Genomic DNA, 12,964 nt, shown 5'->3' with positions numbered 1-12,964 from the left:
TTATTACTAAAACGTAATAGTGTTTTCGAATTTACCCTAATTATCTTGTTATTTGTAATCGATATAATCATCCACCTTACCACGGTAAGTAGATTTTCTCATTCAAGTAACGAGGAGGGCTTATGGCCGTAGGGTGGGCAAACGACGATAGCGTCAGCCAACAAATTCAAAACACAATAGACGACGAGATTTTCCGTGTTCGTGGCAGTATCACAAAGGGTGAGAGCGCCCATTATTGCGATGAGTGTGGTGATGAGATTCCGGAAGCGCGTCGTCTTGCAATGAAAGGCGTTCGTCTGTGTATCGAATGTCAGTCAACAATCGAATTGGTATCTCAACGCCAAGCATTGTTCAATAGACGAGCGAGTAAAGACAGTCAACTCCGATAACTTTACTGCTCTAATAAATAACGAGACGGTTTGAGTCTCATACTCAAACCGTTTTCATGTTGAATTGAACTATGAAGCGAAGCAGTCTTTACGTTGCAACGCTGCATCAATCGCGTTAACTAGTTTCTCAATATCTTCCGGCTTGCTTATGAAGGGCGGCATCATATAAATCAGTTTACCAAATGGACGAATCCAAACTCCGTGTTCAACAAACAAGGCTTGGATGGCTTCCATATTCACAGGGCGATGCGTCTCCACTACGCCAATAGCACCCAACCAACGGGTGTTTTTCACCAAGTCGTATTCTTCAAGTTTTGGTAGTAACTCAGAAAACAACGCTTCGATTTGTTGGGTTTGCTGTTGCCAGTTACCTTGCTCAATCAATTCCAAACTTGCAGTGGCAACAGCACAGGCAAGTGGGTTACCCATAAACGTTGGGCCATGCATAAAACAACCTGCATCACCGCCACAAACGGTGTCTGCTACGTGTTTGCTCGCGAGGGTCGCAGAGAGGGTCATGTAGCCTCCAGTGAGTGCTTTCCCAACACACAGAATGTCTGGTTGAATATCTGCATGTTCGCAGGCAAACAATTTGCCGGTACGTCCAAAACCGGTAGCGATCTCATCTGCAATCAATAACAAGCCGTATTTGTCGCAAAGCTTACGCACGCCTTTGAGAAATTCTGGATGGTAGATACGCATGCCGCCTGCGCCTTGAACGATAGGCTCTAGGATCACCGCAGCAAGTTCTTTATGGTGAGTCTCAATCTTGTGCTCGAAGTCGGTAAGGTCTTCTGGCTTCCATTCATCCCAATAACCACAGGTTGGTGACTCCGCAAAGATATGCTCAGGCAAAAAGCCTTTGTAGAGAGAGTGCATTGAGTTATCAGGATCGGTAACCGACATGGCTGCAAAGGTGTCACCGTGATAACCGTGGCGCAAAGTCAGAAACTTCGGTCGGCGTTCGCCCTTCGCATGCCAATATTGCAGAGCCATTTTTAAGCTAACTTCTACGGCAACGGAACCTGAATCGGCAAGGAATACATGCTCAAGGTTATTTGGTGCGAGGGACAGCAACTTCTTACACAAACTAATTGCAGGCTGGTGGGTAATCCCGCCAAACATGACATGTGACACTTGATCGATTTGCTGGTGCGCCGCTTGATTTAGGTGGGGATGGTTATAGCCGTGGATAGTCGACCACCAAGAAGACATGCCATCGACAAGCTCTGCCCCATCTTCCAATTTAATGTGTACACCATTTGCTGAGGCCACTGGGTAGCAGGTCAGAGGTGTCAACGTTGAAGTGTAAGGATGCCAGATGTGATGGCGGTCGAAGGCGAGATCCATGTTCTATTCCAATAGCTGTTGAGATTAAAAAACAAACCAATGTAAACTTTATTGTTTCTTGTTGTGTTGACAGTTTATCGAGACTAAGTAGACTGTCAACACAACAAAAAAGTGATTAAAGGAATACACGTGGAAGTTCGTCATAACTGGACGCATGCTGAAGTGCGCGATCTCATGGAAAAGCCATTCATGGATCTCCTATTTGAAGCGCAGCTTGTTCATCGTCAATACCAACAAACTAACCATGTTCAAGTAAGCACGCTTCTGTCGATTAAGACGGGTGCTTGTCCAGAAGATTGTAAGTACTGTCCTCAGAGCGCTCGTTACACCACAGACATCGAAAAAGAGCGTCTGATGGAAGTCGAACGTGTACTCGACGCTGCTCAAAAAGCGAAAAATGCAGGTTCGACGCGATTCTGCATGGGCGCAGCGTGGAAGAACCCGAAAGAGCGCGACATGCCGCATTTGACCGATATGATCAAAGGCGTAAAAGACATGGGTTTGGAAACGTGTATGACGTTAGGTATGTTAACGCCAGAGCAGGCGAAGCAGCTGGCAAACGCGGGTCTGGATTACTATAACCACAACCTAGATACGTCGCCTGAGTTCTACGGCAACATCATTACCACTCGTACTTACCAAGACCGTTTGGATACGCTGTCTCACGTTCGTGATGCTGGTATGAAGATTTGTTCTGGCGGTATCATCGGCATGGGTGAAAGTGCCAACGATCGTGCAGGTTTGCTGGTTGAATTGGCGAATCTTCCTACACACCCTGAGAGCGTACCAATCAATATGCTGGTAAAAGTGAAGGGCACACCGCTGGAGACTGTGGACGATGTTGAGCCATTTGACTTTATCCGTCTGATTGCGATCGCACGAATCATGATGCCTCAATCGGCTGTGCGTTTGTCTGCTGGTCGCGAAAACATGAACGAACAGATGCAAGCGCTGTGTTTTATGGCAGGTGCAAACTCAGTATTCTACGGCTGCAAACTTCTAACGACCCCAAACCCTTCTGAAGACAAAGACATGATGCTGTTTAAGAAGCTGGGTATTAACAGCCAAGAAGTGTCTCAAAAACCTGATGAAATCGAAGAAAACGAATTGCTGGATCGCGTGGTAGAGCGCGTTGCTGCACGTCCAACTAAAGACGATCTTTTCTACGATGCCAGCGTTTAAATCTCGAATCGAATCTGCTCTTTCTGCTCGTAAAGCGCAAGGGTTGAATCGTTCAATGAATGTGGTATTTGCCGGAAACCAATCGATTTTAGAACATGATGGCAGACGCTACATCAACTTCTCAAGCAACGATTATTTAGGCTTAGCCAATGATCAAGCGCTTGTACGTGCTTGGCAGCAAGGTCTGAGCGTTTATGGCAGTGGCAGTGGGGCATCACCCATGGTGACTGGCTTCAGTGCTGCGCACTGCAACTTAGAAGCGGCGTTAACTGAATGGCTGGGCTTCGAGAGGGCGGTATTATTTGGTTCTGGTTTCAGTGCTAATCAAGCGTTGCTTTTTACCCTGCTAGAAAAATCAGACGTATTGATTCAAGACCGATTAAACCACGCATCTTTGATGGAAGCAGGGGCACTGTCAACGGCGAAAATGAAGCGTTTTAAGCACAACGACATTAAGCATTTAGAAACGCTGTTTACTAATGAAGGCAATCATCTGGTCGTGACTGAAGGTGTCTTCAGCATGGACGGCGATTGCGCGCCGTTGAAAGACATTGCGGAAGTAGCTCGCTTACGTAAAGCATGGTTAGCAGTGGATGACGCTCACGGTATTGGCGTGCTCGGCGAATCGGGTGGAGGCTCTTGTGAACTTGCTAATGTCAAACCAGAGATTTTAGTCGTGACCTTCGGTAAAGCGTTTGGCATGTCCGGTGCGGCGATTTTGTGTGACCAAGCAACGGGTGACTTTTTGACCCAGTTTGCTCGTCACCATGTGTATTCAACAGCAATGCCACCTGCGCAGGCCTACGCGTTGACACATGCGGTTTCTATGATTCAAGAGCAGTCTTGGCGACGCGAAAAGCTGGCGGAGCTAAATGAGGTTTATCAAACGAATCTAAGCGATCTGGATGGCTTTGTTGAAACAGATACCCCGATCAAGCCATTTGTGATTGGCGAATCAGAACTTGCTTTGCAGGTTGCGAACGCTTGTCGACAAAATGGCATATGGGTCACCGCGATTCGTCCACCAACCGTTCCGAAAGGTACCTCACGCCTTCGTATCACGCTCACTGCGAACCATAGTACAGAACAAGTTAAAACGCTTTCAATCGCATTGAAACAAGCATTAGGAGCGCTGTAATGGATAATGCAACTACCGCATTAGCGCAAACGCTCGCGTTAGAGAGTTTCCATCAAGATAAAGACGCGATTGCCTCTTCGTTTGGTAAAGCAGCAGAAACATACGATAAACATGCGGCTTTTCAACGTGATGTCGGGCATCAGCTGCTTGATAAACTTCCTGAAAACTTGACGGGAAAACGTGTATTGGATTTAGGTTGTGGCACGGGTTATTTCTCCCAACTACTTCAACAACGTGGTGCGGAAGTAGTCTGCGGCGATATCTCTCAAGCCATGTTAGATAAAGCAGAGCAGCGTTGTGGTGCAGTACGAATGCATTACCAAGTTGCTGATGCTGAAAACTTACCATTTGACGATGATAGCTTCGATTACGTGTTTTCAAGTTTAGCGCTGCAATGGTGTACAGATTTAAGTTACCCACTAAAAGAAGTGCGCCGCGTGCTAAAAAATGGTGGGAAAGCGTGGTTCTCTACACTGGTTGATGGATCACTGTATGAGCTGCGTGCATCATGGGAAAAAATTGATGCATATCAACACGTCAATAACTTTCTAACGCTCAATCAGGTAAAAATTGCGTTAGCGCAATCTCGATGTGACAGCCATCAACTAGACTTGACCACCATCACAGTTTGGTATGACTCTGCATTTTCAGTTATGCGTGACCTCAAAGGTATAGGTGCAAATCACGTAAGCGGGCGCTCACACGGTTTAACTAGTCGCGAGACTTTGTTAAAAGTTGAGCATGCGTACCAAGCGTTTAAAAACGATCAAGGTCTTCTACCTGCAAGTTATCAGGTTTGTTTTGGAGTAATACATCTATGATTGATGCTTTTTTTATTGCTGGTACGGATACTGATGTTGGAAAGACGGTAGCGTCTAAAGCCATTTTGCAAGCGATCGCTGCAAAAGGACTAAACACTATTGGTTATAAGCCAGTGGCAGCAGGGAGTGACAAGACTGAAGCCGGATGGCGTAACTCTGATGCTTTACACTTACAAGACGCCGCAACACTCGATGTGGCCTATGATGATGTGAACCCATACGCTTTAGAGTTGCCTGCTTCTCCCCACATTGCAGCGAAGCATGAACATGTCGAAATAAGTTACGATGTTCTGAGTCAAAAACTGGCTCAACATAAGCAGCAAGCCGATGTTGTTCTCGTTGAAGGTGCTGGAGGCTGGCGTGTGCCAGTATCCGATACGGACTGTTTATCTACATGGGTAAAAGAAGAGCAGTTACCTGTTGTACTGGTGGTTGGCATTAAATTAGGCTGTTTGAGCCACGCTTTACTCACAGCGGAGAGTATTAAAGCGGATGGTTTGAATCTTGTTGGCTGGGTGGCAAACCGCGTCAACCCTGGCACAGAGCACTACGCTGACATTATCGAGATGCTAGAAGCACGTATCGATGCACCTAAGCTTGGGGAAATTCCATATATTCCAAGTGCTAAACGCAAAGAGCTAGGCAAGTACATTAATGTAGAGCCGTTGCTAAACACTGACTAATGGTGTTTAGGATAAAAGACTAAAAACCCAAAGGGCTGCGCAATGCAGCCCTTTCTTGTTGGTGTAACCTAAAAAGTCAGATTACTTATCTTGGCTGAGCCCCATCAATGCTTGTTGTGTTTCTGCAACACGCTGAGACATATGATGATCGGTTGAAATACCAAGTTGTTGCTTTGCCTCGTCCTCTGAGATGCCTAGGTGACAACGTAGTAAATCAATAGCCATTTGATAGTCGTTAGTTTCTACCATGGTTTTTCCCTCAATACATGGAGTTTTTGAACTCACCCAATGCACTTTTTGCAATGTACTTAGAGTGGCTCTGTTTTGTTCATCTCATTCGAATTTAGCATGTCCATGTGGCCGCACAATAAGACCAAAGTCTATAGCAGAGCTAACGTACTGTTTTTGGTCTATTAAAAAATTTCTAGCTAAGTTGCTAAGAGGTGATAGATTTAACACCAAGATCATCTATCAATAGATGATGAGTAGCTCAGAGCTTATTTCATCATTTTGATAAATGTATATGAACGGAGGTTCCAGCTCCTACCAAAGCATGTTTTGAAATCGCTTGAATCAAATATTTCAGTCCCGAAAACAAATGTTGCAATTTATTGCTTAACCTTGTTTTTATCGCGGATAGACTATATCTATAACGCACGGAACATGAAAATCAACGGAATTGGCTTTTATAGCGATTACCATTTGTTCCTTATAACAATCCGTTTTAAAAAAACGATAAGCTTCCTCGGAGAAAAGTAATGAAGCGAATTATGTTATTCCTAGCAACTAACCTAGCTGTCGTGCTAGTGCTTAGTGTTGTTCTGAATATTGTTTACGCTGTAACTGGAATGCAACCAGGCAGTCTGTCAGGTTTACTTGTAATGGCTGCTGTATTTGGTTTTGGTGGCGCATTTATTTCGTTGATGATGTCAAAGGGTATGGCGCTACGCTCGGTTGGTGGTATGGTCATTGAAAGCCCGCGCAACGAAACGGAGCATTGGTTAGTCGAAACTGTGGGTCGTCAAGCTCAACAAGTGGGTATTGGTATGCCAACGGTGGCTATTTATGATTCACCAGATATCAATGCATTTGCGACTGGTGCAAAACGAGATGACTCTCTTGTCGCAGTTTCTACTGGTCTTTTACACAATATGACTCGTGATGAGGCAGAGGCAGTACTTGCACACGAAGTGAGCCATATTGCAAATGGTGATATGGTCACGATGACGTTGATGCAAGGTGTCGTGAACACGTTTGTTATCTTCCTATCACGCTTTATTGCCAATATCGTGGCGTCGAACGATGATGAAGAAGGCCAAGGTACAAATATGATGGTTTACTTTGGCGTATCCATGGTGCTTGAACTGGTATTTGGTTTCCTAGCTAGCTTCTTGACTATGTGGTACAGCCGTCATCGCGAATTCCACGCGGACGCAGGTGCAGCGCGCCTCGTTGGCAAAGAAAAAATGATTGCGGCTCTAGAGCGTTTGAAGGTGAGTCATGAATCTCAACTGGATGGCACCATGATGGCATTTGGTATCAACGGCAAGCAGTCGCTGACTGAGCTACTAATGAGCCACCCTCCGCTAGATAAACGTATTGCAGCGTTGCGAGGCCAGCAATACTAATTGTTCCTACTTAAATAATTGTTAATCTGCTGAAAAGGCTTGGTTTTGACCAAGCCTTTTTTTTTCGCCGATTGATCGCGTGCGAACTTCATCACGTACTACTTACAGAAATAAAGTTATACAAAATTATTTTTGTACAACTTTGGTGGAATGAACTATCTTGTACATATAATAATTTTGTACAACTTAATGGGCGTGTAGGAGTAAAAAATGGACATACAGTCTGTTGGCAATATCTATCAAAAGCTCAACAAAGCGAACTTACATCTGCTTAAGGATATATATCACCAAGATGTAGTATTTGAGGACGCAGCGCATCGTTTAGAAGGATGGCCAGCACTTTCGGATTATTTCACCTCATTATATGCCAACGTCATCAGTTGTGATTTTGTAATCCATGAGCATCAACAAGTCGGAGATACAGGCTTCCTAACTTGGACAATGGACCTTCAGCATCCCAAACTTCAGAAGGGTGCGCCTATTCTCGTCAATGGTGTTTCGCACCTCAAATTTAGCGAAGGTCAGGTCATTTATCACCGAGACTATTTTGATCTCGGAGAGATGCTCTATGAGCATTTACCGTTACTTGGTTCAGTCGTTAAAACCATCAAGCAGAGGTTAGGACAATGAACAACACCATCTTAATCACAGGCGCCACCTCCGGAATAGGAAGACAGCTTGCCCTAGATTACGCGAACTCAGAATGGAATGTGATTGCTTGTGGTCGGAATCAAGATGTTCTTGCAGAACTGGAGGCAGTTTCCTCCAAAATTCATACATTGCAGTTTGATGTGACAAATTATGAGGAAACTCAGCAGGCGCTCTCTAATTTGCCCTTTACGCCAAACACATGGGTTTTTAACGCAGGCGATTGTGAGTACATGGATGAGGGAGTGGTCGACGCGAAACTCATGGCGCGTGTGATGAACGTAAATGTTGTCGGTGTTGCCAACTGCGTTGAAGGCTGCCAAGTGCATTTAGAGAGAGGGCACCGCATTGTTATTGTTGGCTCTATCGCATCAGAAGTGGCACTGCCTCGTGCTGAAGCTTACGGCGCATCCAAAGCGGCAGTCAGTTATTTTGCACGCACGCTCGCCGTCGACTTGAAAAAGAAAGGGATCAATGTGGTAACGGTGTTTCCTGGTTTTGTTGAAACGCCGTTGACTGACAAAAACGACTTCGAAATGCCAATGATCATTTCTACTCAGCAAGCGTCGGACTCTATCAGGAAGCAGTTAGCCGCCAACAAGACCTATATCTATTTCCCAGCGAGATTTACCAGTATTTTACGTTTTATCTCGTTACTTCCATACAGTTGGCAAGCTCGCCTAACTGCTAAACTCGTATCATAAGAAGGAATAAAAATGAAAACAGCAGGAAGAAAGAAGATAGCGATTGTGGGAACGGGAATCTCTGGCCTTACTTGTGGTTATTACTTGCATAAAGAACATGATGTAACGCTGTTTGAAGCGAACGATTACATCGGTGGCCATACTGCAACCGTTGATGTGAGCCTTGACGGTAAAGAATACGCGATAGATACTGGGTTCATCGTCTATAACGACCGTACGTACCCTAATTTCATTAAAATGATGAGCGAGATTGGCGTTGAAGGTCTGCCTACTCAAATGAGCTTCAGTGTCAGAAACGATGGGAACGGACTAGAGTACAACGGCCACACAGTGTCGACATTGTTTGCTCAAAAACGCAACTGGGCAAACCCCAAATTTTATCGATTTATCTTCGAGATACTTCGTTTCAATAAACTTGCCAAGCGCTTCGCTAGCGAGCAATCCTCGCACTCTCAGACGTTAGGTGAGTTCCTTGACGAACACAAATTCAGTGCTTTCTTTACCGATAACTACATTTTACCGATGGGTGCTGCGATTTGGTCGTCGACTTTAGCTGACATGCGCGCATTCCCTCTTATGTTCTTCTTACGTTTCTTCCTCAACCACGGTCTGCTAGATGTGACTAACCGACCGCAATGGTATGTGATTAAAGGTGGTTCACGTTCATACATTCCACCATTGACCAAAGGCTTTGCCGAGAATATTCGTCTTAATAGTCCTGTCGAAAAAGTGGTTCGCAACGAAAAAGGGGTTGGCGTTCAAGTTCGCGGAGAAACGCATTGGTTTGATGACGTTATCTTTGCTTGTCACAGTGATCAAGCAATGAGAATGCTAGAGGATATCAGCCCAATTGAGCAGGAAATCTTGGGGGATATGACATACCAAGCAAATGAAGTTGTTCTTCATACCGACTCTGCCGTATTACCAAAACGTAAGGCAGCATGGGCATCATGGAACTACCTATTGGAAGGCAGTGAAGAGGAACAGCAACGCCTCCCTTCGCTCACTTATAACATGAACATTCTTCAGCATATTCAATCAGAACATACGTTTTGTGTAACGTTGAACAGTACTGAGCAAATTAACTCAAATAAAGTCTTGCGTTCGTTCACTTATTATCATCCAGTATTCACCACTGAGTCTATTGCAGCGCAGCAGCGCAAAGATGAGATACAGGGCAAACAAAGTACCTGGTTCTGCGGCGCTTATTGGTACAACGGTTTTCATGAAGATGGCGTGCGTAGCGCGCTTGATGTTGTGAAAGAACTAGAAGAAAAGTACCGCGAACAAAATGTGGTTCCTTTCGAAAAAGGCGCAGCGTGATATGGATAGCCAAATGAACAGCCGATTGTTTATAGGCAACGTTCGTCACCGTCGATTCACGCCTGTGAATCATGAGTTGAACTACTCTTTATTTATGCCCGCCATCGATGTAGACGAGCTCGATGCTTTAGAGAAAAAAGTATGGGGTTTTGGTTCGCGTTGGTGGCATTGGGCTCGCTTCAAGCGCAGTGATTACATTGGTGAAGGTAGCGTCAAGGCGGCAGTGCACAGCAAAATTGAAGAACTGACAGGTGTTCGCTGTACCGGCAAGGTAATCGCAGTCTGTCACTTGCGTTATCTAGGACTTTATTTCAGTCCCGTTAATTTCTACTACGTTTATAACACGGAAGGAGAATGGAAGTATCTCCTCGCAGAGGTGAGTAACACTCCTTGGAATGAACGACATTACTACGTGGTGTCAGCAGATAAAGAAGAAGAAAAGTTTGGTTGGGAACAAGATAAAGCATTCCATGTTTCACCATTCAACCCGATTGACCAACTCTACCGCTGGAGAATTAAGCCTTTGACAGACAAGTTGAATATTCATCTTGAATGTCACAAAGGAGAGAAACACTTTGATGCCACCATGGTTATGAAAGCTAAGCCACTTTCAAGCAAAACCTTATTGAGGTGTTTGATCGTTACACCAATACAAACGGTAAAAGTAATGGTTGGTATTTATTGGCACGCATTAAAACTTTGGGTGAAAGGCGCACCTTTTTATTCTCATCCTAAATATTCAACGCATGAAGAAATAGAAGCCGATATTGAAAAAACAGACAAAAAAAATAAAAAGCACAAGGAGAATTCTGCATGTTAAATACTAGTTCTATGACATTGCCGCGTAAATTGACGACAACGCAAAAAGCGGCTCGCGGAGTTATTTTTCAATGTCTGCAAAAAATGGAAATCGGCTGCTTAACAGTTATTGAAAGTTTTAAGACGGAAACGACAGAGCGAAGCGAGCGTCTTAGTGCGCCAAATGGGGAGTACAGTGGTCAACCTGTTGTCGCTACTATAGAGGTAAAACATCCAGGCTTTTATTCACGGATCTTGCAGGGCGGCAGTATTGCTGCTGGTGAGGCTTATATGGATGGGTGGTGGGATAGCCCCGATTTAACCTCATTAATGAAGCTGATGGCCCTTAACATGCGTGCTCTAGATAAACTCGAAGAGCAAGGCAGTTGGTTGACTAAAATACTGTACAAGTTCAGCCATTGGTCAAACAGAAACTCTGAAGAGAACTCACGTAAAAATATCCATGCGCATTACGACTTGGGTAACAACCTATACGAAGCGTTCCTTGACACCAATATGCTGTACTCGTCGGCGCTTTACAATCATGCGGATGACTCTCTAGAGCAGGCTCAAATCAACAAAATGGATCGTCTATGTCAGCAACTTGAGCTGAAGCCCACTGATCATGTTGTTGAAATTGGCACTGGGTGGGGCGCTATGGCGATTTACATGGCAGAACAATACGGTTGTCAGGTCACCACAACAACGATATCTGAAGAGCAACACGCGTACGCGGAGCAAAAAATCAAAGAGCGTGGCTTAGAAGACAAAATCACTCTACTCAAAGAAGATTACCGAAACCTAACCGGAACTTATGACAAGCTCGTTTCTATTGAAATGATTGAAGCTGTGGGCAAACAATTCCTGCCTTCGTACATTAAGGTCTGTGAGTCTTTATTAAAGTCCGGTGGCGTGATGGCGATTCAAGCGATTACGATTGCCGATCAGCGTTACGATTACTACAGCAACAACGTCGACTTTATCCAAAAGTACATTTTCCCGGGTGGTTTTTTGCCGTCGGTAACCTCACTAACCCAAGCCACAACAAAATACAGTGACTTAGTGACGCGAGACTTGTTCGATATTGGTTTGGACTACGCCAAGACGCTGAACGAATGGCACTTACGTTTTAATCGAGCAGAGGGTGAAGTGCGCTCATTTGGCTACGACGACCGCTTTGTGCGTATGTGGCGCTACTATTTGAGCTACTGTGAAGGTGGCTTTTTGGCTCGCACGATCAGTGCAGTTCACATGACGTTTCAACGCCCGTAGTTCGTTATGAAGGTATTTCTTGCTTCGACATGGTTCCAACTCTGCTGGTTTGCAGCGGTGCTTGGAACCTATCAATGGCAATGGGTGACGTTATTCCTTACTTTGGCAACCCTACTATACTGTCTGAAAAGCGATGCATCTTCGCTCAAAAGTATTGGTGTGATCGTCACGAGCGGGCTCGTGCTTGATACGCTCAATCAACAACTCTCGGTATTTGTCTTTCCAACCCCATGGCTGCCAGTCTGGTTATTATGCTTGTGGGTTTTGTTTTCTTGGTATGCCTATCAACTTAAGTCAATTTTGTACCGTTTCCCAAAAACCTACGTATCAATAATAGGCGGACTCGGAGGAACAGCGAGCTACTTTGCTGGCTATAAGCTCCAAGCCGTTGAATTTGGATTTAGCACTGGAGCTACACTGGCAATGTTGTTTGTCGAATGGTGCGTCATGATGCTCTTGATACTCAAGGTGTACGGAAATGAAAAGCTTGAAGAGAGACTTAACTCAGAGACTGACTAGGCTGCTTGCGTTGGTAATAGTAACTGGCTCTTTTGCTCTGCAAGCTCAACCTGTTGGAAACAGCGAAGCCGCAAGCAACATTGCGAATTGGAAGGGATGGAAAACTGTTGGAGAAGCCCAACTTACTTGGTTCATCTTCGATATTTATCACTCAAGATTAAAAGCGCCTGATGGAAAGTTCATCGTAAGCGATGACGTATCGCCACATCCCCTTGCGTTGGAAATTAATTACAAGAGAGACATCAGTAAGCAACAGCTGCTTGATGTGACGGATGAGCAGTGGGCGAAATTGGGTTTTACTGACTCATATCGAAAAACTTGGATCAGCGAGCTCGATCGTATGTTTCCTGATATTCAAAAAGGTGACGAGCTTACTTATCTAACAGATGGAAAATCTGGTCAGCTTTTTTATAAGCAGGTTGGGGACGTGCAAGGGCTTTGTTGCGTAATTCGATGGAACTAAATCAGGAAGTTACGATCTGATCGGTTACATCAGTTAATCATCGTAG

The 12,964-nt window shown here is 44.8% G+C and carries 15 protein-coding genes; 13 read left to right on the top strand and 2 right to left on the bottom strand.

The genetic code is table 11. The annotated features are described in order from the left end of the window. The first annotated feature begins 122 nt into the window (after positions 1-122). A complete protein-coding gene (locus R7Z77_RS15735) occupies positions 123-389 on the top strand; it encodes a DksA/TraR family C4-type zinc finger protein (protein WP_045413777.1) in 267 nt (88 codons plus the stop codon). 69 nt (positions 390-458) lie between these two features. Here the strand turns inward: R7Z77_RS15735 and bioA are convergent, their stop codons facing one another. After that, a complete protein-coding gene (gene bioA / locus R7Z77_RS15730) occupies positions 459-1,739 on the bottom strand; it encodes an adenosylmethionine--8-amino-7-oxononanoate transaminase (protein WP_064353791.1) in 1,281 nt (426 codons plus the stop codon). A gap of 129 nt (positions 1,740-1,868) precedes the next feature. Between bioA and bioB the strand changes: the two genes are divergently transcribed. From bioB to bioD, 4 genes are read left to right on the top strand one after another with little or no spacing between them, the layout of a single operon-like run. After that, the gene (gene bioB, locus R7Z77_RS15725; RefSeq protein WP_005495747.1) at positions 1,869-2,921 is read left to right on the top strand and encodes a biotin synthase BioB; all 1,053 of its coding nucleotides are present in this window, start codon (positions 1,869-1,871) and stop codon (positions 2,919-2,921) included. Further along, positions 2,908-4,059, top strand: coding sequence for an 8-amino-7-oxononanoate synthase (gene bioF / locus R7Z77_RS15720; RefSeq protein ID WP_025631796.1), 1,152 nt, complete (start codon positions 2,908-2,910; stop codon positions 4,057-4,059). The genes bioB and bioF overlap by 14 nt, the downstream gene beginning before the upstream one ends. After that, a complete protein-coding gene (gene bioC / locus R7Z77_RS15715; RefSeq protein ID WP_005388087.1) occupies positions 4,059-4,880 on the top strand; it encodes a malonyl-ACP O-methyltransferase BioC in 822 nt (273 codons plus the stop codon). Before bioF ends, bioC begins: the two co-directional genes overlap by 1 nt. Next, positions 4,877-5,563 (top strand): dethiobiotin synthase, encoded by a 687-nt coding sequence (gene bioD, locus R7Z77_RS15710; RefSeq protein WP_005378217.1) that lies wholly within the window; start codon positions 4,877-4,879, stop codon positions 5,561-5,563. Before bioC ends, bioD begins: the two co-directional genes overlap by 4 nt. 81 nt (positions 5,564-5,644) lie before the next feature. Here the strand turns inward: bioD and R7Z77_RS15705 are convergent, their stop codons facing one another. Continuing rightward, a complete protein-coding gene (locus R7Z77_RS15705; protein ID WP_005378215.1) occupies positions 5,645-5,812 on the bottom strand; it encodes a hypothetical protein in 168 nt (55 codons plus the stop codon). A 509-nt stretch (positions 5,813-6,321) separates the two neighbouring features. Here R7Z77_RS15705 and htpX point away from each other — a divergent pair. From htpX to R7Z77_RS15665, 8 genes are all read left to right on the top strand, one after another. Further along, the gene (htpX, locus tag R7Z77_RS15700) at positions 6,322-7,191 is read left to right on the top strand and encodes a protease HtpX (protein WP_005388085.1); all 870 of its coding nucleotides are present in this window, start codon (positions 6,322-6,324) and stop codon (positions 7,189-7,191) included. A 210-nt stretch (positions 7,192-7,401) separates the two neighbouring features. Beyond that, positions 7,402-7,821 carry a nuclear transport factor 2 family protein gene (locus R7Z77_RS15695; protein WP_005378211.1) on the top strand — a complete coding sequence of 140 codons (420 nt, stop codon included), beginning with the start codon at positions 7,402-7,404 and terminating at the stop codon, positions 7,819-7,821. Continuing rightward, on the top strand, positions 7,818-8,543 hold the full coding sequence (locus tag R7Z77_RS15690; protein WP_005378209.1) for an SDR family oxidoreductase: 726 nt from the start codon (positions 7,818-7,820) through the stop codon (positions 8,541-8,543). The genes R7Z77_RS15695 and R7Z77_RS15690 overlap by 4 nt, the downstream gene beginning before the upstream one ends. A 12-nt stretch (positions 8,544-8,555) precedes the next feature. Beyond that, the gene (locus tag R7Z77_RS15685; protein ID WP_017821708.1) at positions 8,556-9,866 is read left to right on the top strand and encodes an NAD(P)/FAD-dependent oxidoreductase; all 1,311 of its coding nucleotides are present in this window, start codon (positions 8,556-8,558) and stop codon (positions 9,864-9,866) included. A gap of 1 nt (position 9,867) precedes the next feature. Beyond that, the gene (locus R7Z77_RS15680) at positions 9,868-10,686 is read left to right on the top strand and encodes a DUF1365 domain-containing protein (protein WP_064353793.1); all 819 of its coding nucleotides are present in this window, start codon (positions 9,868-9,870) and stop codon (positions 10,684-10,686) included. Continuing rightward, entirely contained in the window at positions 10,680-11,936 is a 1,257-nt protein-coding gene (locus tag R7Z77_RS15675; protein WP_213967364.1) for an SAM-dependent methyltransferase, read from the top strand. Before R7Z77_RS15680 ends, R7Z77_RS15675 begins: the two co-directional genes overlap by 7 nt. A gap of 6 nt (positions 11,937-11,942) precedes the next feature. Continuing rightward, on the top strand, positions 11,943-12,455 hold the full coding sequence (locus R7Z77_RS15670) for a DUF2878 domain-containing protein (protein ID WP_005378203.1): 513 nt from the start codon (positions 11,943-11,945) through the stop codon (positions 12,453-12,455). Next, positions 12,415-12,918, top strand: coding sequence for a hypothetical protein (locus R7Z77_RS15665; RefSeq protein WP_318136734.1), 504 nt, complete (start codon positions 12,415-12,417; stop codon positions 12,916-12,918). Before R7Z77_RS15670 ends, R7Z77_RS15665 begins: the two co-directional genes overlap by 41 nt. The last annotated feature ends 46 nt before the right edge of the window (positions 12,919-12,964 follow it).

It is taken from the genome of Vibrio sp. 1401 (assembly GCF_033340295.1).
The sequence above is the reverse complement of the archived record's forward strand: the minus strand, read 5'-3'. Positions and strand labels throughout refer to the sequence as shown.

Bases quoted from the DNA above. Each gene is read 5' to 3' on its own strand.
- R7Z77_RS15735 (WP_045413777.1), top strand. From the start codon at position 123: ATGGCCGTAGGGTGGGCAAACGACGATAGCGTCAGCCAACAAATTCAA.
- bioA (WP_064353791.1), bottom strand. From the start codon at position 1,739: ATGGATCTCGCCTTCGACCGCCATCACATCTGGCATCCTTACACTTCA.
- bioF (WP_025631796.1), top strand. From the start codon at position 2,908: ATGCCAGCGTTTAAATCTCGAATCGAATCTGCTCTTTCTGCTCGTAAA.
- bioC (WP_005388087.1), top strand. From the start codon at position 4,059: ATGGATAATGCAACTACCGCATTAGCGCAAACGCTCGCGTTAGAGAGT.
- bioD (WP_005378217.1), top strand. From the start codon at position 4,877: ATGATTGATGCTTTTTTTATTGCTGGTACGGATACTGATGTTGGAAAG.
- R7Z77_RS15705 (WP_005378215.1), bottom strand. From the start codon at position 5,812: ATGGTAGAAACTAACGACTATCAAATGGCTATTGATTTACTACGTTGT.
- htpX (WP_005388085.1), top strand. From the start codon at position 6,322: ATGAAGCGAATTATGTTATTCCTAGCAACTAACCTAGCTGTCGTGCTA.
- R7Z77_RS15695 (WP_005378211.1), top strand. From the start codon at position 7,402: ATGGACATACAGTCTGTTGGCAATATCTATCAAAAGCTCAACAAAGCG.
- R7Z77_RS15690 (WP_005378209.1), top strand. From the start codon at position 7,818: ATGAACAACACCATCTTAATCACAGGCGCCACCTCCGGAATAGGAAGA.
- R7Z77_RS15685 (WP_017821708.1), top strand. From the start codon at position 8,556: ATGAAAACAGCAGGAAGAAAGAAGATAGCGATTGTGGGAACGGGAATC.
- R7Z77_RS15680 (WP_064353793.1), top strand. From the start codon at position 9,868: ATGGATAGCCAAATGAACAGCCGATTGTTTATAGGCAACGTTCGTCAC.
- R7Z77_RS15675 (WP_213967364.1), top strand. From the start codon at position 10,680: ATGTTAAATACTAGTTCTATGACATTGCCGCGTAAATTGACGACAACG.
- R7Z77_RS15670 (WP_005378203.1), top strand. From the start codon at position 11,943: ATGAAGGTATTTCTTGCTTCGACATGGTTCCAACTCTGCTGGTTTGCA.
- R7Z77_RS15665 (WP_318136734.1), top strand. From the start codon at position 12,415: ATGAAAAGCTTGAAGAGAGACTTAACTCAGAGACTGACTAGGCTGCTT.